This window comes from Acidovorax sp. GW821-FHT10E03 (assembly GCF_059415205.1).
Window position 1 is genome coordinate 268,840 of sequence record NZ_JBWKMU010000003.1, and the last position, 18,015, is coordinate 286,854.

At 68.8% G+C, this 18,015-nt stretch carries 20 protein-coding genes; 6 read left to right on the forward strand and 14 right to left on the reverse strand.

Translation table 11 applies throughout. The features are described from left to right. The first annotated feature begins 25 nt into the window (after positions 1 to 25). The 5 genes from AC07OD_RS07015 to AC07OD_RS07035 all read left to right on the forward strand — a co-directional run bounded on the left by AC07OD_RS07015 (position 26) and on the right by AC07OD_RS07035 (position 3,694). Positions 26 to 436 carry a hypothetical protein gene (locus AC07OD_RS07015; RefSeq protein WP_218294790.1) on the forward strand — a complete coding sequence of 137 codons (411 nt, stop codon included), beginning with the start codon at positions 26 to 28 and terminating at the stop codon, positions 434 to 436. 58 nt (positions 437 to 494) lie between these two features. Continuing rightward, positions 495 to 1,604: a DUF72 domain-containing protein gene (locus AC07OD_RS07020; RefSeq protein WP_494595821.1), complete on the forward strand. Its 1,110-nt coding sequence runs from the start codon at positions 495 to 497 to the stop codon at positions 1,602 to 1,604. 95 nt (positions 1,605 to 1,699) lie between these two features. Beyond that, positions 1,700 to 1,984 (forward strand): hypothetical protein, encoded by a 285-nt coding sequence (locus AC07OD_RS07025; protein WP_218294788.1) that lies wholly within the window; start codon positions 1,700 to 1,702, stop codon positions 1,982 to 1,984. Between the two features lie 9 nt (positions 1,985 to 1,993). Continuing rightward, a complete protein-coding gene (locus AC07OD_RS07030; RefSeq protein WP_218341116.1) occupies positions 1,994 to 2,761 on the forward strand; it encodes a histidine phosphatase family protein in 768 nt (255 codons plus the stop codon). 9 nt (positions 2,762 to 2,770) lie between these two features. Continuing rightward, a complete protein-coding gene (locus AC07OD_RS07035; RefSeq protein WP_218341115.1) occupies positions 2,771 to 3,694 on the forward strand; it encodes an NAD(P)H-hydrate dehydratase in 924 nt (307 codons plus the stop codon). A gap of 96 nt (positions 3,695 to 3,790) precedes the next feature. Here the strand turns inward: AC07OD_RS07035 and AC07OD_RS07040 are convergent, their stop codons facing one another. The 6 genes from AC07OD_RS07040 to AC07OD_RS07065 form a co-directional block, all read right to left on the reverse strand. Continuing rightward, positions 3,791 to 5,008, reverse strand: a complete 1,218-nt coding sequence (locus AC07OD_RS07040) for a multidrug effflux MFS transporter (RefSeq protein ID WP_218294786.1) — start codon at positions 5,006 to 5,008, stop codon at positions 3,791 to 3,793. Between the two features lie 116 nt (positions 5,009 to 5,124). After that, positions 5,125 to 6,168 carry a diguanylate cyclase gene (locus tag AC07OD_RS07045; protein WP_492245363.1) on the reverse strand — a complete coding sequence of 348 codons (1,044 nt, stop codon included), beginning with the start codon at positions 6,166 to 6,168 and terminating at the stop codon, positions 5,125 to 5,127. Positions 6,169 to 6,301: 133 nt separating this feature from the next. Continuing rightward, positions 6,302 to 7,582: a TRAP transporter large permease gene (locus tag AC07OD_RS07050; protein WP_494595824.1), complete on the reverse strand. Its 1,281-nt coding sequence runs from the start codon at positions 7,580 to 7,582 to the stop codon at positions 6,302 to 6,304. Beyond that, complete coding sequence (locus AC07OD_RS07055) at positions 7,579 to 8,157, reverse strand: TRAP transporter small permease (RefSeq protein ID WP_494595826.1); 579 nt, start codon at positions 8,155 to 8,157, stop codon at positions 7,579 to 7,581. The genes AC07OD_RS07050 and AC07OD_RS07055 overlap by 4 nt, the downstream gene beginning before the upstream one ends. Before the next feature lie 189 nt (positions 8,158 to 8,346). Further along, positions 8,347 to 8,796, reverse strand: a complete 450-nt coding sequence (locus AC07OD_RS07060; RefSeq protein ID WP_218294782.1) for a type II 3-dehydroquinate dehydratase — start codon at positions 8,794 to 8,796, stop codon at positions 8,347 to 8,349. Positions 8,797 to 8,816: 20 nt separating this feature from the next. Further along, positions 8,817 to 9,818 carry a TRAP transporter substrate-binding protein gene (locus AC07OD_RS07065; RefSeq protein WP_494595827.1) on the reverse strand — a complete coding sequence of 334 codons (1,002 nt, stop codon included), beginning with the start codon at positions 9,816 to 9,818 and terminating at the stop codon, positions 8,817 to 8,819. Between the two features lie 199 nt (positions 9,819 to 10,017). Between AC07OD_RS07065 and AC07OD_RS07070 the strand changes: the two genes are divergently transcribed. Then, entirely contained in the window at positions 10,018 to 10,803 is a 786-nt protein-coding gene (locus tag AC07OD_RS07070; RefSeq protein WP_494595829.1) for an IclR family transcriptional regulator, read from the forward strand. Positions 10,804 to 10,818: 15 nt separating this feature from the next. On the opposite strand, the gene AC07OD_RS07075 is transcribed toward AC07OD_RS07070, so the two are convergent. From AC07OD_RS07075 to AC07OD_RS07110, 8 genes are all read right to left on the reverse strand, one after another. Then, positions 10,819 to 11,397, reverse strand: a complete 579-nt coding sequence (locus AC07OD_RS07075) for a methylated-DNA--[protein]-cysteine S-methyltransferase (RefSeq protein ID WP_494595831.1) — start codon at positions 11,395 to 11,397, stop codon at positions 10,819 to 10,821. Continuing rightward, a complete protein-coding gene (locus AC07OD_RS07080; protein ID WP_492253340.1) occupies positions 11,387 to 12,292 on the reverse strand; it encodes an SDR family oxidoreductase in 906 nt (301 codons plus the stop codon). The genes AC07OD_RS07075 and AC07OD_RS07080 overlap by 11 nt, the downstream gene beginning before the upstream one ends. Then, positions 12,289 to 13,233: a glutathione S-transferase family protein gene (locus AC07OD_RS07085; RefSeq protein ID WP_369642631.1), complete on the reverse strand. Its 945-nt coding sequence runs from the start codon at positions 13,231 to 13,233 to the stop codon at positions 12,289 to 12,291. Before AC07OD_RS07085 ends, AC07OD_RS07080 begins: the two co-directional genes overlap by 4 nt. 40 nt (positions 13,234 to 13,273) lie before the next feature. Next, positions 13,274 to 14,965: an isovaleryl-CoA dehydrogenase gene (locus AC07OD_RS07090; RefSeq protein ID WP_492804962.1), complete on the reverse strand. Its 1,692-nt coding sequence runs from the start codon at positions 14,963 to 14,965 to the stop codon at positions 13,274 to 13,276. After that, positions 14,962 to 15,414, reverse strand: a complete 453-nt coding sequence (locus AC07OD_RS07095) for a GNAT family N-acetyltransferase (RefSeq protein WP_494595834.1) — start codon at positions 15,412 to 15,414, stop codon at positions 14,962 to 14,964. Before AC07OD_RS07095 ends, AC07OD_RS07090 begins: the two co-directional genes overlap by 4 nt. Next, positions 15,414 to 16,430: an NADP-dependent oxidoreductase gene (locus AC07OD_RS07100; protein ID WP_218294774.1), complete on the reverse strand. Its 1,017-nt coding sequence runs from the start codon at positions 16,428 to 16,430 to the stop codon at positions 15,414 to 15,416. The genes AC07OD_RS07095 and AC07OD_RS07100 overlap by 1 nt, the downstream gene beginning before the upstream one ends. A 94-nt stretch (positions 16,431 to 16,524) precedes the next feature. Then, a complete protein-coding gene (locus AC07OD_RS07105; protein WP_218294773.1) occupies positions 16,525 to 16,956 on the reverse strand; it encodes a PaaI family thioesterase in 432 nt (143 codons plus the stop codon). Positions 16,957 to 17,109: 153 nt separating this feature from the next. Then, on the reverse strand, positions 17,110 to 17,901 hold the full coding sequence (locus AC07OD_RS07110; protein ID WP_494595837.1) for an SDR family oxidoreductase: 792 nt from the start codon (positions 17,899 to 17,901) through the stop codon (positions 17,110 to 17,112). Positions 17,902 to 18,015: the final 114 nt, after the last annotated feature.

Here is an 18,015-nt window from a genome sequence, read left to right on the forward strand (position 1 = left end):
CCACCAAGCCACCCCAAGCACACGCATGGACGCCGCCCCTCTTGCCTTCCCCATCCGCACCGAATGCCCTCCCGGCACCTGCGTGTGCGGCCGGGATGCACTGCTGGAGGCGCCGGGCGGGGATGTCCGCATCCTGCGCCTCACGCGCAATGAGGAAAAAAAACTGCTTGAGCGGCTGGAAAACCTCACCAGCCTGAGCGACCTGCGCCGCCTGCTGGGCCGCATGGAAGACCAGCTGGGCGTGCGCCTTTCCATCACCCCCAGCCCCCATGAGGTGCGCAGCCTGCGGGGCATTGCGATCCTGGTGCTGGAGCAGCCCGGCCTGTGCCGCAAGACCCGCCAGGCGATTCCCGCCGCGATCCGCAAGAGCATGGACCAGCACCCGGAAATCACCTACGAACTGCTGAACGAAGGCGGACTGTTCGCGGGCCTGTGACCTTCCTCTGCGGCACCCCATTCCGGCTCGCGCCCGCCACACCATCCGCGTCCCTCACATGCAAGACGACCTTTTCGGCGGCCCGCCGGTGCCGCCCCCTCCCACCGACAAGGCCGCCGCCGCTGGCGGCGCGGCCGATGCAGATGAGCCCGCGGCGGCCAGGCCGCGCCGCACCGGGGTGCATCCGGCCCCCGGGCACGATGGTCTGCGCGCCCTGGCCGCCGCCCTCCCCGGCCAGCTGCGGCTGGGCACGTCGTCATGGACATACCCTGGATGGAAGGGACTGGTGTGGGAAGGCGAGCATTCCGAGTCCATGCTCTCCAAGCAGGGGCTGGCGGTCTACGCTCAGCACCCGCTGCTGCGCACGGTGAGCATCGACCGCAGCTTCTACCGGCCGCTCACGGTGAGCCAGTACGAGCGCTATGCCTCGCAGGTGCCCGATGACTTCCGCTTCGTGGTGAAGGCGCCCAGCCTGGTGACCGATGCCCTCGTGCGCAGCGAGGACGGGCGGGGGCGCCAGCCCAATCCGGCTTTCCTCAGCCCCGAACTCGCCCTCAGTGAATTCGTGGAACCCGCGCTGCAAGGGCTGGGGCACAAGCTGGGGGCGCTGGTGTTCCAGATCAGCCCCCTGCCCCTGGCGCAGCTGGACCGCATGCACGAGCTGCTGGAGCGCCTGCGCGCCATGCTGTGCGCGCAGCCTGCGTTGCACCCCACCGCGCCGGACGGCGTGATGGCCGTGGAGGTGCGCGATCCCCAATGGCTCACCCCGCGCTTCGCGGCGGTGCTGCGCGAGGCCGGGGCCACCTACTGCCTGGGCCTGCACGCAAAGATGCCGCCGCTGCAGGAACAGCTGCCCATGCTGCGCGCGCTCTGGCCCGGTCCGCTGGTGTGCCGCTGGAATCTCCACCCCATCCACGGCCCCTATGGCTATGAAGACGCGGAAAAGAACTATGCGCCCTATGACCGGCTCCACCACCCCGACCCTGGCACGCGGGCCGCGCTGGCGAGCCTGATCGCGGGCGTCACCGGGCGGGGGCACAACGCCTTCGTGGCCATCAGCAACCATGCGGAAGGCTGCGCGCCGCGCACCGTGCAGGCGCTGGCCGAATGCGTGGCGGCCCAGCTTGGCGGCCCGGCGCCCGCCGCAGCGCCCGGACCCGTGGTGTAGGACGCGGAGCACCCGCGCCAAAACCGTGCGCTGACACCGGGCGGCCGTACCCTGCGCGACGATGGCGGCATGCTGTCAACGTCAGGGCCCGTCACATGAACCTTCTTCAAAAACTCCGCGGCGTGCGCCAATGGGACGCCGAACGTGCCGGTTTTCCGGGCGAGCACTGGCTGGTGCTGGGTGCGGGCCTGCTGGTGCTGCGCGGCGCCAGCCGCAGCCGTGGCCTGGTGCGCCGCGCAGCCGGCCGGGCCCTGGGCAGCGCCCTCATCGCGCGCGCCGCATCGGGGCGCGACGGGGTGGCCGGCAAGCTGGCACGGGCGGCGGAAAAGGCCCCGGCGGCTGGCGCCGTGGGCAGGGCCCGCCTTCGCGCCCCTCGGTAGCCCGAGGCCATGGAAACACGCTGGCCCGCGCGGCTGTGGGTGGTGCGGCATGGACAAAGCGCCGGCAATGTCGCGCGCGACGCGGCCGAGGCGGCGGGGCTTCAGACCATCGACCTCGCATGGCGGGACATCGATGTGCCGCTGTCGGACCTGGGAACCGCGCAATCGGTGGCGCTGGGGGAATGGTTTGGACGCCAGCCCGTGGATGGGCAGCCGCAGGTCATCCTGTGCTCGCCCTACGTGCGCGCGCTGCAGACCGCCCGTCTGGTGGCGCGGTACAGCCGTCTGGAGCATGTCACCCTGCGGCTGGACGAGCGGCTGCGGGAAAAGGAGTTCGGCATCCTGGACCGGCTTACCAAGTTCGGCATCCAGCAGCAGCACGCCCAGCTGCATGAGCAACGCACCCACGTGGGAAAGTTCTACTTCAGGCCGCCCGGCGGTGAAAGCTGGTGCGACGTGATCCTGCGGCTGCGCAGCCTGCAGGAGATGGTCACGCGCGAATACGCGGGGCAACGGGTGCTGGTAGTCGCGCACCAGGTCATCGTCAACTGCATGCGCTACCTCATCGAGCAGATGGACGAGCAGCAGATCCTGGAGATCGACCGCCAGGGCGACGTGCCCAACTGCGCGGTGACGATCTACCGCGCCCATGGGGCGCACGAGGGGCGCACCGACGAGGCCATGCAGTTGATCCAGGCCAACTTCCTTGCCCCGCTGCGCGACGCGCGGACACCGGTGACGCGGGAGCCCGACGCCGCCACCGCCCCCAAGCCCTGACGGCACGCCATGCCCCGCAACCCTACCTGGCCCCGGCCCAGAGCCCTGACCGAGGCACTGCTTCGGCGCTGGCCCCTGCCCCATCCCGGCGACGATGCGGACAAGGAAGCGCGCGGGCACGTGCTGGTGGTCGCGGGCAGCCATGAAATGCCCGGCGCGGCGCTGCTGGCGGCCATCGCCGCCCTGCGTGCGGGGGCCGGTAAACTCACCGTGGCCGCACCGGAGCGCGTGGCGCAGGGCCTGGCACTGGCCATCCCCGAGGCGCGCGTGATGGGGCTTGCCGAGACGCGGGCCGGGGGTTTTGCCGCGCGCGATTGTGACCGGCTCGGGCCCCTGTCCGACCAGGTGAGCGCCGTGGTGCTGGGCCCCGGCATGCTGGATGAAGCCCGCAGCGTGGCCTTCGTGCGCACGATGCTGCCGCTGTTTCGCCGCAGCACGGTGGTGCTGGACGCCTACGCCATGTCGGCCGCAGTCGGCGCGGCGTTCGACCAGCCCGTCGTCATGACGCCCCACGCCGGGGAGATGGCCCACCTGACCGGTGCATCCAAGGACGCCGTGCTGGCCGACCCGCTGGCCGCCGCCCGGGCGGGCGCGCAACGCTGGGGCGCCTGCGTGGCGCTCAAGGGCAGCACCACCTGCATCGCGCAGCCCGACGGCTGTTCGTTGCGGTTTGCGGGCGGTACCCCGGGGCTGGCCACGTCGGGCTCGGGCGATACGCTGGCGGGCCTCATCGGCGGCCTGGCCGCGCGCGGCGCGCCGCCGCTGCATGCCACGGCCTGGGGCGTGCTCCTGCATGCACGCGCGGGCAGCGCGCTGGCGCGGGACCAGGGCACGCTGGGCTACCTGGCGCGCGAACTGTCGGCGCAGGTGCCTGCGCTGATCCATGCCCTGGGCCCGCGCGCCACCCCACGGCGCCATGCCGGACCGAAGTGATCCACAGGGCTCGCCCGCATCACGCGGTTTGAACGAAAAAGGCCGCCTGCGCTGGATGCACAAGCGCAGAAAGCTATCAATTCAATAGCAATCGGGCTACGGCGCGTTGCCCTTGGCCAGCGGCCGTGCCGCGCGCTCGCCGCCCAGCGTGACCCAGGTCAGCACCAGGCCCAGGAGCGCGCCGCTGGCCATGCCCACCACCATGGGCAGCGGCTTGCCATTGGCGAACACACCGACCACGCCCATGGCGGCAGCGCCGATCAGCATCTGCAGCGTGCCCAGCAGCGCCGAGGCGGTACCCGCGATGGCGCCGTGCTCCTCCAGGGCGAGCACCGAGGTGGTGGGAATCACCAGGCCCATCAGGCCGCTGGCGACGAAATACAGGCCCAGCAGCACTTCCAGCCGGTCGCCGCCAGCCAGGTAGTAAGCCAGCATGGCCACCATCACGGCGCCCGCACCGGTGACCGCCACCTTGACAGTGGGCACCAGTCCAAAGCGGCGCCCCAGCCGGGCGGTGAACTGCGCGGCGGCAAAGAATGCGGCGGCATTCACCGAGAACGCCAGGCTGTACTGCACGGGCGTGAGGCCGTAGTGGTTGATCAGCACGAAGGGCGAGCCCGCAAGGTAGACAAAGAACCCCGCCATCGAGCAGCCCCCGATGAACACGAGGCCGAGGTAGTGCCCGTCGCGCAGGAGGAGCCAGTAGCCCGAGAGCGCGCCCGCCAGGCTGCTTTCGAGGCGCTCGGCTGCCGGCCGCGTTTCGCGCAGCCCCCGGGATACCAGCAGGAGGCCGGCGACCGCCGCCACCGCCACGGCCCAGAACACCCCGCGCCACCCCGTCAGCGCAATGACGCCACTGCCCGCCAACGGCGCCAGCAGCGGGGAAATGCTGAACACCAGCATCAGCAGCGACATGAGGCGCGCGGCCTCGGTGCCGGTGTGCAGGTCGCGCACCACGGCGCGGGGAATCGCCATGCCGGCAGCGGCGCCCAGCCCCTGCACGAAACGCAGGACCACCAGGGTCTGGATGTCGGTGGCGAGCGCACAGCCCACGCTCGCCAGCGTGAAGAGCAGCAGACCCACGTACAGCGGCGGCTTGCGGCCCACCATGTCCGACACCGGACCATAGAACAGCTGGCCAACGCCCAGCGAAATGAAGAACGCCGTCAGGCTCCACTGCACGGCGCCCACCTCCGCGCCCAGGCTCGCGCCGATCTCGGGCAGCGCCGGCAGGTACATGTCGATGGCAAAGGGGCCGATGGCCGACAGCAGGCCCAGGATCAGGGCCATCTTGAAGAAACGGGAAGCATGCATAGCAGGCCATTGTCACCAGTTTGGTGCAAGCCTGCGGGTTAACCCTGCAAAAACCCGCAACAGCGGGGCCGCCCCCCGGTTGCGACGCAAGGCGCCGGGCCCGCGCGCGCTGCCTGTCAGCCCGCCCCGTCGGCCAGTTCGATCCGGTTGCGCCCGCCCTGCTTGGCGCGGTACATGGCGCGGTCGGCCAGGCGCACCAGCATCTCGGGCAACTCGTCGCGCTGCGGCTGTACGCTGGCCACCCCGAAGCTCACGGTGACGATGCCCAGCGGCGCCCCTTCGTGCGGCAGCGCCAGCTGATGGATCGCCTCCTGGATGTGGCGCGCCACATCGGCCGCGGCCTGCAGGTCGGAGCCGGGCAGCAGCACCACGAACTCCTCGCCGCCAAAACGCGCTGCCAGCTCGCCCTCGCGCCGCGCGCCCGTCTGCGCCAGCGTGAGGGCCAGCGCCTGCAGGCAGGCATCGCCCGCGAGGTGGCCATAGTGGTCGTTGAAGTGCTTGAACACATCCACGTCCAGCATGATGAGGGCCAGCGGCGTGCGGGCCCGCTGCGCGCGTGCCCATTCACGCGCCAGGGCATCGTCGAAGTGCCGGCGGTTGGCGATGCCCGTGAGACCGTCGGTATTGCTCAGCAGCTCCAGGCGCTGATTGGCCTGCGCCAGGGCCTGGGTGCGCTCCTGCACCAGCGCCTCGAGTTCGCGGTTGCGCTGGCGCAGCTCCTCGATGGGGTACACCTCGCTGCCACGGGCCTTGCCGAACGGGATGGAGACGCTCACGTGCGCGATCTTCCAGTCGCCTCCCGCCTCCTGGCCGCCCTCGCGCCGGAACAGCACCACCTTGCGCGCAGTCTCGCGGGCAAACAGCGCGTCGGGAATAGGCAGGTGGATGTGGAAGAAGGCGGTGGCGGCAAGCAGGTCGGCCCCCAGGTCCTGCACGAAAAGCTCCACCATCTCGATGCCGATGCGCGCTGGGACCTGCGCGAAATCCTGCTGCGTTACCTCGATCCATCCGGCACGGGTCTTGACCAACTGGTCGCTGCTGCCCGCGAAGCCGCTGAAATTCTCGCTGAAGCGCGCCAGCAGCCGGGCATCGCGCGCGGCATACATCTCGATGTACTCATCGAAGAGCATGCGGGTCAGTCGCTCGCGTTCCGGTGACATGCGGTGGGTCCTTGTCGGGTGCTGGGGGGATGCGCCGCCGCGCGCGGCCCGCGCCAGCAGGCATGTTTTGAATGTAACACCCGCCCTGTCCCCGCGAAAACACGGAACTACCCTGCATCCTCCACGCCCCGCTTCAGCCGTGGAACCACTTCGCGGGCCAGGTCACCAGCCAGGGAAAGACCACCATGAGGAACATGATGGCGAACTCCGCGACCATGAACGGGACGACCCCCTTGGTCACATCGTCCATCGACATCCTGCCCACCCCGGCCACCACGTTGAGCACCGTGCCCACGGGCGGGGTGACGAGGCCGATGGAGTTGTTGATGATGAACATCACGCCGAAGTAGACCGGGTCGATCCCTGCCGCGTTGACCACCGGCATCAGCACGGGCGTGAGGATCAGGATGGTGGGCGTCATGTCCATGGCGGTACCCACGGCCATCACCAGCACCATGATGGCCGCCATGAGCAGGATCTTGTTGTCCATGAAGGGCTGCAGCAACCCCACCACCTTGGACGGCAGGTCGGCCACGGTGATGAGCCACGCGCTCACCATGGCCGCGGCGATGAGGAACATCACGATGGCGCTGGTCTTGGCGGCGGCCACGAAGATGCCGTAGAGGTCGCGCCAGGTGATCTCGCGGTAGATGACGGCCGAGACGAAGAGCGCGTACACCGCCGCCACCACGGCTGCCTCGGTGGGCGTGAACACCCCCATGCGCAGGCCGACGAGGATGATCACCGGCAGCATCAGCGCCCAGAGCGCCTTGCGCAGGGCCGTGAGGATCTCCGCGGCGGACTTGCGCGGTGGCGGCACGATCTTCTCGCGCCGCACCAGGAAGGCCCAGGTCAGCCACAGCGCGGCACCGATCAGGATGCCCGGCACGATGGCCGCGAGGAACAGCTTGGAGATCGACACATTGGCCGCCACCCCGAAGATCACCAGCCCGATGCTGGGCGGGATCACCGGGCCGATGACACCGGTGGCCGCGATCAGCCCGCCGGCACGCGACTTGTCGTGCCCGGCCTTGACCATCATGGGCAGCAGCAGCGCCGTGAGCGCCGCCGCATCGGCCACGGCCGAACCCGACAGGGCCGACAGCAGGCAGCCCGCCATGATGGTCACATAGCCCAGCCCGCCCTTCACATGGCCCACCAGCGCCAGCGCGAAGTCCACGATGCGGCGCGACAGGCCGCCCACGTTCATGATCTCGCCCGCCAGCATGAAGAAGGGCACGGCCAGCAGCGGAAAGCTGTCGGCCCCACCGATCAGGTTCTGCGCCAGGATCTGCGCGTCGAACAGGTCCAGGTGCCACATCAGCGCCACGCCGCTGGCCAGCAGCGAGAACGCGATCGGGATGCCCATGGCCATGGCCAGCAGCAGCGATCCGACAAAGACGAAGATGGTCATCGCGCGGCCTCCTTGCCGTGCGGCGCATCGGTGGTGCCTGCCGCGCCCAGGATCTGCTGCAGCTGCACCGCCTCTTCCGACTCCTGCACCATCACCAGGTCCTCGTCGGCGATCTGGCCGCTGAGCAGCTTGTAGAGGTCGATGGCCAGGATCAGCGCCGCGCAGACGGCGAACACCAGGCCCGCGCCGTAGACGGTGGCCATGGACGCGCCCGTGGTCGGCGCCGTCACGTCCCAGTTGATGCGCGCCTGCGCCAGACTGCCCTGGAACAGCAGCCAGACGATGTAGAGCATCACCCCATGGCCCAGGGCCAGGCAGATCTTCTTGCCCAGCGCGGGCAGGCGCTGCACCACCATGTCCACCCCCAGGTGGCCATGCTCGCGCAGCGCGACGATGGCACCGAGGAAGGTCATCCAGATGAAGAGCCAGCGCGACACTTCTTCCGACACGGTGATGCCCGAATTGAAGCCGTAGCGCAGCACCACGTTGCCGAACACCAGCACCACCATCAGCGCCAGCAGGGCGGCGATCACCGCCTCCAGGCCGCGGCAGGCGCGGTCCATCCATCTATTCATGTTGTATGTCCTAAAAACACCCCCTGAGGCGCTTCGCGCCTTCCCCCTCTCTCGTCTCGCTGCGCGAGTCGGGAGGGGGACGCCCCCAGTGCGGCGGGGCGGCCCTTGCACGGGGGCCCTGGTTTGGGCTGCGCCAGTTTTGTCCGTTGCGCGCAACGCGCAGCGCAGTGAATCCTGGCGGAACGGCGCTCAGGCGGGCTGGGAGGCTTCGCGCAGGCTTTCCACCAGCGAGCGCAGCGCCGCCAGGTAGGAATGCGGGCCGAAGCCCTGCACCGTGGCCTTGACGGCCGGCGAGATGATGGAGTGCGCGCGCCAGGCCTCGCGCGCGGCAATGTTGGACATGTGCACCTCGATCACCGGGAAGGGCATGGCCTTGATCGCGTCGTGCAGCGGCACGCCGTGCTGGGTGAGGCCGGCAGGGTTCACCAGCGCGCCCTGCGCCGCGTCGATGTGCTCGTGCAGGAAGTCGATCAGCGCGCCTTCGTGGTTGGACTGCAGGATGCCGAGTTCCACGCCGAGCTCGGCGGCGAGCTTCTGCAGACGTTCGTTGATCTGCGCCAGCGTGGTGGTGCCGTAGATATGGGGTTCGCGGCGCCCGAACAGGTTGAGGTTGGGGCCGTGGAGGACAAGGATTTTCATGGGGTTTCGGGCCGGATGGCTCATTTGCGGATGCGGGCCAGTTCGTCGTTGTAGAGCTTGACGATGGCCGGGTCGTAAGTCGCGGCGAACTTCTCGATCACCGGCTTGGCGATCTGCTGCATGCGCGCCAGCTCGGCCGGCGCGATCTCGTTGTAGGCCATGCCCTTGGCCTGCAGGTCACCCACCGAGCGCTGCGCTGCGGCGCGGCTCACCTGGCGCTGGTAGCCGCGCGCCTCGTTGGCGGCGTCGTTCATCATCTTCTGCTCGGCGGGCGAAAGCTGGTCCCAGAACTTCTTGCTCACGAGCACGATGTTGGCGGCGTACACGTGGTTGGTGGCGCTCACGTACTTCTGCACCTCGAACATCTTGTTCGACAGGATCACCGCGTACGGGTTCTCCTGGCCGTCCACCGCCTTGGCTTCCAGCGCGCCGTACAGCTCGGCGAACGGCATGGGCACGGGGTTGGCCTTGAAGGCCTTGAAGGTCTCAAGGAACACCGGGTTGGGGATCACGCGCAGCTTGAGGCCGTCGAAGTCGTCGGCCTTGGTGATGGCGCGCTTGCTGTTGGTCACGTTGCGGAAACCCAGGTCCCAATAGCCCAGGGCCACCAGGCCCTTTTCAGGCAACTTGGCGATCAACGCCTGGCCCAGCGGGCCGTCGAGCAGGGCATCGGCCTGCGCAAAATTGGCTACGGCGAACGGAAAGTCCACCAGCCCGAATTCCTTGACGATGCCGGCCAGCGAGGTGGTGGCCGGTGCCGACATCTGCTGCACGCCGCCTTGCAGGGCCGACTGCTGCTGCATCTCGTTGCCCAGCTGCGAGGCGGGGTACTCCTGCACCTTGAGCTTGCCGCCGCTCTTGGCCGCCAGCAGTTCGGCAAAGCGCTTGACGCCAAAGCTCACCGGATGGTCCGCATTGTTCAGGTGGCCGAAGCGGATCACGCGCTCTTGCTGCGCAGCGGCAGGCTGGGCCAGCAAAAAGGACAGGCCGGCGGTGGCCAGCAGGCAGGCAGTTTTCTTCACGGGGGATCTCCATCAAAAAGGGACCAAGGCTTGCCAAGGCACGACCGAAGTCGCCGCCGCAGCACTTGGGACGCATCGTAGAAAAAAGTGGAAAGTGTTTCCATAGTAGAAACCCTTTACCAATTTTTGGTACATTGCTGCCGAACCGGTGCCGACGCTCCCAGCGTGCGTCCGCACAAATCTTCGAAAGCCATTGCCCATGAGCAGCATCCTCGAGCGCAGCTTCAAAGTCCTGGAACACCTCGCGCCCCACCCCGAAGGCAAGGCGCTGTCGAACCTCGCGTCCGAACTGGACATGCCGCTGAGCGCCACGCACCGGCTACTGGCCGAGCTGGTCCGCTGCGGCTATGTGCGCCAGGAACACAACCAGGGCAACTACATGCTGACGATCAAGCTGGTGTCGCTGGGCCTCGGGTTCCTGAGCGCCAGCGGCATCGTGGACATTGCGCAGCCGCTGCTGGACCGGCTGGCCGCCGAATCGGGCGAGCTGGTGCGCCTCGCGGTGGTGGATGGCGACGAACTGACCTTCGTGGCCAAGGCGCAGGGCGCGATGCGCGGTCTGCGCTACGACCCGGACATGGGCCTGTCGGTGAACCTGTCGTGCAGCTCGGCCGGCCACGCGTGGCTGTCCACGATGACCGACGAGGAAGCCCTGGCGCTGGTCGCCAGGCGTGGCTTTGGCAAGCCCGAGGACTACGGCCCCAACGCGCCCACCACCGTGAAGGCGCTGCTGGCCTACCTGCAGGCGGCGCGCGAGCGCGGCTTCAGCATGATCGTGGAAGTGTTCGCCCCCGCCATGACCGCCATGGCCGCGCCCGTCCGCAGCAGCCACAACGGCGCGGTGATCGGCGTGGTCACCATCGCGGGGCCTCTGGTGCGCCTGACCGAGGAGCGCATGCTGGCCCTGGGCCCCGCTCTGCTGGCCACCACGCAAGAACTCGCCATGGCCAGCAGCGGCTCGGCCCTGTTCAGAAAACGCGGGTAGGCCCTGAGGCCGGGCTCAGTCCCGTGGCGCGAAGAGCGCCAGGGTCTCATGGGCAAACGCGCCCTCGATCTCCAGCATGCGCATCTTGGTGGCGGCCCCCCCACCGGCCGAGAAGCCGCCGGTCTTGCCGCCCGCCGCGAGGATGCGGTGGCAGGGCACCACGGGCGCGAAGGGGTTGTGGCCCAGCGCCTGCCCCACGGCGCGCGCGGCGCCGGGCTCGCCCAGGGCGGCGGCCATTTCGCCATAGGTCATGGTCTTGCCGGGCGGTATGCGCCGGGCCAGCTCGTAGACACGGGCATTGAAGGGCGGCACGCCCTCGGTGGCCAAGGGCACGTCGAGCAGGTCGTCGTACGCGCCCGCGAGCAAGGCCACCACGCGGGCCGCCCAGGCGGCCACTTCGGGTGGCATGGGCGATTCAGGCGCACCCGGAAAGCGCCGCTGCATGCGCGCACGCGTGTGCGCCTCGCCCTCGTCCTCGGGCAACTGCACACCGACCAGCAAGGGGCCATTCCAGGCCAGGCCACAGTGCCCCACCGCCGTCGAAAACAGCGCGAAGCCCTGGGCTGCCGCAGGCCCGCGTTTTTCAGTCAGCACGCAGGGCGGCCTTGAGCTGGGCGCCGATCTCGGGCTTGCCCGCGAAGGGGTCGGTGGGGTTGCGGCCCTGCAGCACGTCCTCCATGCGCGTCTGTACGGAAGCCAGCGCCTTGGGGTGGCTGTAGATGTAGAACTGGCCCTGCGAGGCCGCGTCGAACACTTTCTGCGCCACCTCGGCCGCCGTCACCTTGCCGCTGCCCACGGCCTTGTCGCTCATGGCCTGGCCGATGAGCTGGCTGCGCGTGGGCTTGCCGGCCTGCAGCTCGCCTGGGCGGTTGCGGTGGCTCTGGGCGATGCCGGTGGGCACGAAGTACGGGCACAACACGCTGGCGCTGATCTGGTCGGTGACGAGGGCCAGGTCCTGGTACAGCGTTTCGGACAGGCTCACCACCGCGTGCTTGCTGACGTTGTAGATGCCCATGTTGGGGGCATCGACCAGGCCGGCCATGCTGGCCGTGTTGACGATGTGGCCGCGCCAGGCCGGGTCTTTCTTCGCGGCGGCGAGCATCATGGGGGTGAACAGGCGCACGCCGTGGATCACGCCCCAGAGGTTCACGCCCAGCACCCACTCCCAGTCCTTGGCGGTGTTTTCCCACACCAGGCCGCCCGCGCCCACGCCGGCGTTGTTGAACACCAGGTGCGGCGCGCCAAAGCGCTGCTCCACGTCCGCCGCCAGCTGCTCCATCTGCGTTGCGTCGGACACGTCCACCTTGCGCGCCAGCACCTGGACACCGGCGGCCTGCGCCTCGGCGGCGGCCGCGTCGAGCGCGTCCTGCTGCACATCCACCAACACCAGGTTCATGTGGAGGCGCGCGCCGATGCGCGCGCATTCCAGGCCGAAGCCCGAACCCGCGCCGGTGAGAACGGCTGTCTTGCCTTTGAAATCGTCGATCATTTGATGGCTTCGGCCTTTCGCAATGTGTAGCCAATCCGGGGGAAGTGCACGTGCACCGTGCCCGCACGCGGGTCGGTGCGGCGCAGGGTGTAGCGCGTGCGCGTGGCGGCGATCAGTTCGCCCTCCGTGGGTTCGGTGCCGAAGCTCTCGGCGGCGATCGTCACCGGGCTGCCGAGCGGGATGCCGTGCTCGTCCTGGAACACGTCGTCCGCCAGGGGCAGCGGGTCCAGCCCCGCCGCCACGGTGATGGCGTCCTCGGCGCTCAGCTTTTCCATGCGGCCATGGCCCAGGGCCGCCACGCGGTCCATCCATTCGAGCAACGCGGGCGTGGCGGCAAAGATGTCGGCCATCACCGGCACGCACTGGCGCGTGAACCACAGCGGATGGTAGGCGGCAAAGTCGGCCAGGCAGGGCTCGGCGCCGAACAGGAAGTCATGCTCCTCGGCCATGTGCGCGATGCGGCGCAGGTAGGAGCGGTAGGCCGCCGTGGCATCGGCCGGGCGCAGGCGCTGCATGCCGGCGCTCATCTCGCGGCGGTCTTCGCCAAAGGCCTGGGCCGCGGCCGGCGGCAGGTTGGCGAACATGGCCGATGCGCCCTTGGGCTGCAGGTTGTAGGCCATGGCGGCCCAGAACAGCGTGGTGTCGGCCCACTGGGCGAAGACCCGCGCCACGCCCTTGAGGTGTGGCGGGTAGAGCACGGGCTCCGGCTGCACGTGCTCGAGCACGTCGCAAACCAGGGCCGAGTCGCAGTAGATGTCGGCACCGATCTGCAGGAACGGCGTCTTGCGGTAGCCGCCCGTGAGCGCCACCACATCGGGCTTGGGCGCGATGCTGGGGATGATCACCGACTTCCAGGCCAGTTGCTTGTAGCCCAGCGCCAGCCGGATCTTTTCCGAGAAAGGGGACGAGGGGTAGTGGTGCAGGATCAGGGAGGTGGTCATCGGGGGCTCTCCGGCAAGGCTGTGGTGGTGGGGGTGCCGCTCATGCAGGCAGCGCGCGGTCCAGCAGGGCGTCGAAATCCACGCCCGCGCCCAGCGTGCCGAAACTGTAGCCCCAGTCGCCGCCCAGGCGCGCATCGCAGAAGGCGCCGAACACGCTGGCCGGCGCGCTCCTGTACAGCAGCGCGGCCTGCACGGCCAGGGCCACGTCCTGCGCCAGGCGCCGGGCCTCGGCCTCGGTGGTCATCGCGTCCACGCGCAGCGGCAGCGCGCTGGCCATGCGGTCGAGTGCCGGGTGGGCGCCGCGTGCCGGGGCCAGCTCGTCCGCCAGGGCCGCCGCCGTGTCGGCGCGGCGCACGGCGCGCAGCAGATCGAGCGCCATGATGTTGCCCGCGCCTTCCCAGATGGAGTTGAGCGGCATCTCGCGGTAGATGCGGGCCATGGTGCCTTCGCCGCCCTCCTCCACATAGCCGTTGCCGCCCAGGCACTCCATGGCCTCCTGGGCGAACGCGCTGCCGCGCTTGCACACCCAGAACTTGGCCACGGGCGTGAGCAGGCGGGCCATCACGGCCTCGTGTCCGCTGCTGTCTTTTTGATCAAAAGCGCTGGCAAGCCTTATGGATAGTGCGGTAGCCGCTTCACTTTCAAGAGCAAGATCGGCCAGCACATTGCGCATGAGCGGCTGGTCGATGAGCTTCTTGCCAAAGGCCGAGCGCTGGCGCGTGTGGTGCAGCGCGATGCTCAGCGCCTGGCGCATGAGGCCGCTGGTGCCCAGGGCGCAGTCCAGGCGCGTCATGGTGCCCATCTCCAGGATCTGGGCCACGCCACGCCCCTCCTCGCCCACGCGCCAGGCCAGCGCATCGATGAACTCGACCTCGGAACTCGCGTTGGCGTGGTTGCCCAGCTTGTCCTTCAGGCGCTGGATGCGGATGGTGTTGACGGACCCCTCCCCTTCACCGGGCAGCACGCGCGGCAGGAAGAAGCAGGTGAGCCCGCCGGGCGCCTGCGCCAGGATCAGGAAGGCATCACACATGGGCGCCGAGAAGAACCATTTGTGCCCGGTGATGCGGTAGCGCGGGCCCCAGGCGTCCTCGCCATCAGGCACCGCCTGCGTGGTGTTGGCGCGCACGTCCGAGCCGCCCTGCTTCTCGGTCATGCCCATGCCCATGGTGAGCGCGGTTTTTTGCGAGAACAGGGCCAGGCGCGGGTCGTACCGCGTGCTGGCCAGGCCCGCGCTCCAGTCGGCCCACACGGCGGGGTTGCCGCGCAGCGCGGGCGTGACGGCGTAGCTCATGGAGACCGGGCACAGCACCGAGGGCTCGGCCTCGGTGAACAGCATGAAGCCCGCCGCGCGCTCGATGTGGGCATGCGGCACCGGCGCGCCCGCCGCATCCTTGCGCGACCAGGGCGTGGCGTGCAGCCCGTGGCGCAGCGCCGCGCCGATGAGCGCGTGGTAGCTGGGGTGGAACTCCACCACATCGGTGCGGTGGCCGAAACGGTCGTGCGTGCGCAGCTGGGGCTGGCAGGTGTTGGCCAGGCGGGCATGGGCCTGCATCTCGGCGGAGCCCATCTCGGCGCCCAGCGCGGTCAGGCCTTCCAGCGGCAGCGCCGGGCTGTGCAGGCGCAGCGCATCCTGCAAGGGACGGTTGGTGGTGAAGAGATTGACGTCGGCCCAGGGGGTGCTCTGGTTGAACACCTCATGGGTGCTGGCGGGGCGGGCAGCGGCAGTGGTCATGATGGGCTCCACAACATTTCGATATGGGGGATATCGTCTTCGAGGTATTCGTCCGACACGGCCGCGAAGCCCAGGCTGCCGTAAAAGCGGTGCAGGTGGGCCTGCGCACTGATGCGGATGGACTGGCCGGGCCACGCACCGCTGCAACGGGCGATGCCTTCCAGCATCAGCGCCCGGCCCGTGCCGTTGCCGCGCGCCTCCCGGGCCGTGACCACGCGGCCGATGGACGGCTCGGGGTAGTTCACGCCCGGGTCCACCACGCGCAGGCAGGCCTGCAGCGCACCGGCCTCGCCATAGCCCAGCAGGTGCCACGATTGCTTGTCCGCGCCGTCCGGGTCCTGGTACGGGCCCTGCTCCAGGATGAAGACCCTGCAGCGCAGGGCCAGGGCGTCATGCAGCGCGTGCACGCCCAGGTCATCGAAGCGGGCCCAGACCCAACGGAGCGTCATCAGATCAGCTTCACCAGTTGCTTGCCGAAGTTCTTGCCCTTGAGCAGGCCCAGGAAGGCCTCGGGCGCGGCGGCAATGCCCTGCGCCACCGTCTCGCGCGGGCGCAGCTTGCCGGTGCCCACCAGGGTGCCCAGCTCCTTGAGCGCCTCGGGCCACACTTCCATGTGTTCGCTCACGATGAAGCCCTCGATCTTCATGCGGTTGATCAGCATCAGCGCGGGGTTGGCCATGGGCAGGGGCTGGCCGTCATAGCCGGCGATCATGCCGCACAGCGCCACGCGGCTGAAGGCGTTCATGCGCAGCATCACGGCGTCCATGATCCAGCCGCCCACGTTCTCGAAGTAGCCGTCGATGCCGTTCGGGCAGGCTTCCTTCAAGGCCTTGGACAGGGCCTTCACATCGCTGTGTTCCTTGTAGTCGATGCAGGCGTCGAAGCCCAGTTCCTCGACCGCATAGCGGCACTTGTCGGCACCGCCGGCAATGCCCACCGCGCGGCAGCCGCGCGCCTTGGCCAGCGCGGCGAAGGCGCTGCCCACGGCGCCGGTGGCGGCGCTCACCACCACGGTGTCGCCTTCCTTGGGGGCGATGATCTTCACCAGGCCGTACCACGCCGTCACGCCGGGCATGCCCACGGCGCCCAGGTAGTGCGACAGCGGCACATGGGTGGTGTCCACCTTGCGCAGCGCGCCCACGGCATTGCCGTCCACCACGCTGTACTCCTGCCAGCCGCCCATGCCCACCACCTTGTCGCCCACGGCGTACTTGGGGTGGCGGCTCTCGGCCACCTCGCCCACGGTGCCGCCGATCATGACCTCGCCCAGGCCCTGGGACGCCGCATAGCTCTTGCTCTCGTTCATGCGGCCGCGCATGTAGGGGTCCAGGCTCAGGTAGTGGTGGCGCACCAGCACCTGGCCGTCCTGCAGCGCAGGCGTGTCCACCGCCACCAGCTTGAAGTTGCTGGCCACGGCCTCGCCCTGGGGGCGGTTGTCGAGAACGATCTGTTGGTTGCGTGGCATGGGAAACTTCTTGAAAATTTGCTACTATTTTGATAGCTGCCAGCGCTTATCCATCAAGCGCCAGTGGCCATTTTTACCCAAATTCCGAGCGGACTCAGTCGGTGGAAATCACCTTGAGGCCATTCGCGGTGCGGCTGTCCACCGGCAGGCGCTTCACGTACTTGAAGGTGCCGGTGGCGTGGCTGCACACCTTGCCTTGCGCGTCGTACACCGTGCCTTCGGTGAACGCCATGGTGGCGGTGCGGTGGATGAGCCGCCCCTTGGCCACCAGCGGGCCGCGGGCGGGCTGCATGAAGCTGGTCTTCATCTCGATGGTGACCACCCCCATGTCGGGCGTCTCGCTGCGCGCGGCCGTGGCCATGGTCACGTCCAGCAGCGTCATCGACGCGCCGCCGTGGGTCACGTCGAAGGAGTTCAGGTGCTCGGGCCTGGCTTCGTAGCGCAGTTCGGATTCGCCCTTTTCCATGCGGTGCAGGGTGAAGCCAAGGTGGCTGACAAAGGGGATTTCGACACCAAAACTTTTCACGGCATTTCCTCAGTACACAAACTCAAAAACTGGCGCGGCCCCAGCCAGCGACCGCCGCGCAAGGGCCGCCCCGCCGCGCTGGCGGTGTTCCCCTTCCCGGCGAAGCCGAGAGAAGGGGGAAGGCGCGAAGCGCCTCGGGGGGTTGTACTCCAACTAGCCGCCCGTGACGATGCTCACGCCGCCATCGACCGCAAGCCACTGGCCCGTGATGTGCTTGCCGGCATCGGACGCATACAGCGCACACAGGCCCTTCAAATCCTCATCGTCGCCCAGGCGGCCCAGGGGAGCATGCGCCGCCAGTGCTTCCTCGCCCATGGCCTTCAGGGTCCCCACCGTCATCTTGCTCGGGAAGAAGCCTGGGCAGATGGCATTGACGCGGATGTTGTAGGCGCCCCATTCTGCCGCCAGCGCACGGGTGAAGTTGATCACCGCGCCCTTGGAGGTGTTATAGGCAATGGTATTCATGCCCTTGGGGTTGCCGCCCAGGCCGGCGATGGATGCCACATTGATGATGCTGCCGCCGCGGCGGCCGATCATGCTGTGCTTGGCGATGTGCTGGGAGAGGATGAAATAGCCGCGCACGTTGAGGTTCATCACCTTGTCCCAGGCCTCCACGGGATGGTCCTCGGCCGGTGCGCCCCAGGCGGCGCCCGCGTTGTTCACGAGGATGTCCACGTGGCCCAGGCGCTCCAGCGTCTCGTCGGCCAGGCGGCGGATGTCGGCCTCGTTGGCGCAGTCGGCGGCGATCCAGCGGGCGTCGATGCCGGCGGACTGCAGGTCGGCGGCGGCTTCTTCCAGGTCGGACGCCTTGCGCGAACTCAGCACGATCTTGGCGCCGGCCTCGCCCAGCGCATAGGCCAGCTGCAGGCCCAGGCCGCGCGAGCCGCCGGTGACGAGCGCGGTCTTGCCAGTCAGGTCAAACAATTGTTGGATGGTGCGGGTCATGGGTTGTCTCCTTGGGTTGCTCTGGATGGGTCGTCTGCCCGGAACGGAGGCGCCACGCGCCGCGCTGCTCCGGCAGGGGAAATCAGTCAATGATTGTGCGGCGCAACGCGGGGC

What these genes read in the sequence shown, in the direction of transcription:
- AC07OD_RS07015 (WP_218294790.1), top strand. Translation starts at nt 26, where the DNA reads ATGGACGCCGCCCCTCTTGCCTTCCCCATCCGCACCGAATGCCCTCCC.
- AC07OD_RS07020 (WP_494595821.1), top strand. Translation starts at nt 495, where the DNA reads ATGCAAGACGACCTTTTCGGCGGCCCGCCGGTGCCGCCCCCTCCCACC.
- AC07OD_RS07025 (WP_218294788.1), top strand. Translation starts at nt 1,700, where the DNA reads ATGAACCTTCTTCAAAAACTCCGCGGCGTGCGCCAATGGGACGCCGAA.
- AC07OD_RS07030 (WP_218341116.1), top strand. Translation starts at nt 1,994, where the DNA reads ATGGAAACACGCTGGCCCGCGCGGCTGTGGGTGGTGCGGCATGGACAA.
- AC07OD_RS07035 (WP_218341115.1), top strand. Translation starts at nt 2,771, where the DNA reads ATGCCCCGCAACCCTACCTGGCCCCGGCCCAGAGCCCTGACCGAGGCA.
- AC07OD_RS07040 (WP_218294786.1), bottom strand. Translation starts at nt 5,008, where the DNA reads ATGCATGCTTCCCGTTTCTTCAAGATGGCCCTGATCCTGGGCCTGCTG.
- AC07OD_RS07045 (WP_492245363.1), bottom strand. Translation starts at nt 6,168, where the DNA reads ATGTCACCGGAACGCGAGCGACTGACCCGCATGCTCTTCGATGAGTAC.
- AC07OD_RS07050 (WP_494595824.1), bottom strand. Translation starts at nt 7,582, where the DNA reads ATGACCATCTTCGTCTTTGTCGGATCGCTGCTGCTGGCCATGGCCATG.
- AC07OD_RS07055 (WP_494595826.1), bottom strand. Translation starts at nt 8,157, where the DNA reads ATGAATAGATGGATGGACCGCGCCTGCCGCGGCCTGGAGGCGGTGATC.
- AC07OD_RS07060 (WP_218294782.1), bottom strand. Translation starts at nt 8,796, where the DNA reads ATGAAAATCCTTGTCCTCCACGGCCCCAACCTCAACCTGTTCGGGCGC.
- AC07OD_RS07070 (WP_494595829.1), top strand. Translation starts at nt 10,018, where the DNA reads ATGAGCAGCATCCTCGAGCGCAGCTTCAAAGTCCTGGAACACCTCGCG.
- AC07OD_RS07080 (WP_492253340.1), bottom strand. Translation starts at nt 12,292, where the DNA reads ATGATCGACGATTTCAAAGGCAAGACAGCCGTTCTCACCGGCGCGGGT.
- AC07OD_RS07085 (WP_369642631.1), bottom strand. Translation starts at nt 13,233, where the DNA reads ATGACCACCTCCCTGATCCTGCACCACTACCCCTCGTCCCCTTTCTCG.
- AC07OD_RS07090 (WP_492804962.1), bottom strand. Translation starts at nt 14,965, where the DNA reads ATGACCACTGCCGCTGCCCGCCCCGCCAGCACCCATGAGGTGTTCAAC.
- AC07OD_RS07095 (WP_494595834.1), bottom strand. Translation starts at nt 15,414, where the DNA reads ATGACGCTCCGTTGGGTCTGGGCCCGCTTCGATGACCTGGGCGTGCAC.
- AC07OD_RS07100 (WP_218294774.1), bottom strand. Translation starts at nt 16,430, where the DNA reads ATGCCACGCAACCAACAGATCGTTCTCGACAACCGCCCCCAGGGCGAG.
- AC07OD_RS07110 (WP_494595837.1), bottom strand. Translation starts at nt 17,901, where the DNA reads ATGACCCGCACCATCCAACAATTGTTTGACCTGACTGGCAAGACCGCG.